Genomic DNA, 1,914 nt, shown 5'->3' on the forward strand with positions numbered 1-1,914 from the left:
GCCGGATGTGCCTGTTGTTTGAGAACTCAATAGTGTGCCAAGTTTATTGATACCGATTATTTATTGATTGGTTGAATTGGCTGTCCTGCCCACCCCGTGGGTGTGGATGGTTTTTTTAGCTGGTTTCGAATTTAGTGCATGACTGTGCAGCCAATTTTCCTTGGCTCCGGTTGTGTGTCTGTAACACATTTACGGAGAGTTTGATCCTGGCTCAGGATGAACGCTGGCGGCGTGCTTAACACATGCAAGTCGAACGATGACTTCTGTGCTTGCACAGAATGATTAGTGGCGAACGGGTGAGTAACACGTGAGTAACCTGCCCTTGACTTCGGGATAAGCCTGGGAAACCGGGTCTAATACCGGATACGACCTCCTGGCGCATGCCATGGGGGTGGAAAGCTTTATGCGGTTTTGGATGGACTCGCGGCCTATCAGCTTGTTGGTTGGGGTAATGGCCCACCAAGGCGACGACGGGTAGCCGGCCTGAGAGGGTGACCGGCCACACTGGGACTGAGACACGGCCCAGACTCCTACGGGAGGCAGCAGTGGGGAATATTGCACAATGGGCGGAAGCCTGATGCAGCGACGCCGCGTGAGGGATGACGGCCTTCGGGTTGTAAACCTCTTTCAGCAGGGAAGAAGCGAAAGTGACGGTACCTGCAGAAGAAGCGCCGGCTAACTACGTGCCAGCAGCCGCGGTAATACGTAGGGCGCAAGCGTTATCCGGAATTATTGGGCGTAAAGAGCTCGTAGGCGGTTTGTCGCGTCTGCTGTGAAAGCCCGGGGCTCAACCCCGGGTCTGCAGTGGGTACGGGCAGACTAGAGTGATGTAGGGGAGACTGGAATTCCTGGTGTAGCGGTGAAATGCGCAGATATCAGGAGGAACACCGATGGCGAAGGCAGGTCTCTGGGCATTAACTGACGCTGAGGAGCGAAAGCATGGGGAGCGAACAGGATTAGATACCCTGGTAGTCCATGCCGTAAACGTTGGGCACTAGGTGTGGGGGACATTCCACGTTTTCCGCGCCGTAGCTAACGCATTAAGTGCCCCGCCTGGGGAGTACGGCCGCAAGGCTAAAACTCAAAGGAATTGACGGGGGCCCGCACAAGCGGCGGAGCATGCGGATTAATTCGATGCAACGCGAAGAACCTTACCAAGGCTTGACATGAACCGGTAAAGCGTAGAAATACGCTCCCCACTTGTGGCCGGTTTACAGGTGGTGCATGGTTGTCGTCAGCTCGTGTCGTGAGATGTTGGGTTAAGTCCCGCAACGAGCGCAACCCTCGTTCTATGTTGCCAGCGGGTTATGCCGGGGACTCATAGGAGACTGCCGGGGTCAACTCGGAGGAAGGTGGGGACGACGTCAAATCATCATGCCCCTTATGTCTTGGGCTTCACGCATGCTACAATGGCCGGTACAAAGGGTTGCGATACTGTGAGGTGGAGCTAATCCCAAAAAGCCGGTCTCAGTTCGGATTGAGGTCTGCAACTCGACCTCATGAAGTTGGAGTCGCTAGTAATCGCAGATCAGCAACGCTGCGGTGAATACGTTCCCGGGCCTTGTACACACCGCCCGTCAAGTCACGAAAGTTGGTAACACCCGAAGCCGGTGGCCTAACCCCTTGTGGGAGGGAGCCGTCGAAGGTGGGACCGGCGATTGGGACTAAGTCGTAACAAGGTAGCCGTACCGGAAGGTGCGGCTGGATCACCTCCTTTCTAAGGAGCACCTGAAACGTGTTGTGTTCTTCCACAGTGTTGGATGCACGGTTTCCAGGAGTAAAGCCCGCTGCGAAGGCATATGTTCTTCGGCGGGTGCTCATGGGTGGAATATCAATGAACAGGTTTGTCCGGGTGTTTCCGGGTCTGGTGAGTACGCCTCCTTTGGGGGGTTGGAAAGCTGGCCTGGGGTACGG

Annotated in this window: 1 rRNA gene; it reads left to right on the top strand. The window is 55.5% G+C overall.

The features are described from left to right. The first annotated feature begins 188 nt into the window (after positions 1–188). A 16S ribosomal RNA gene (locus tag TVC13_RS17970) occupies positions 189–1,717 on the top strand. The last annotated feature ends 197 nt before the right edge of the window (positions 1,718–1,914 follow it).

Source organism: Arthrobacter sp. 3Tela_A, assembly GCF_049311025.1.
Lineage (GTDB): Bacteria > Actinomycetota > Actinomycetes > Actinomycetales > Micrococcaceae > Arthrobacter_B.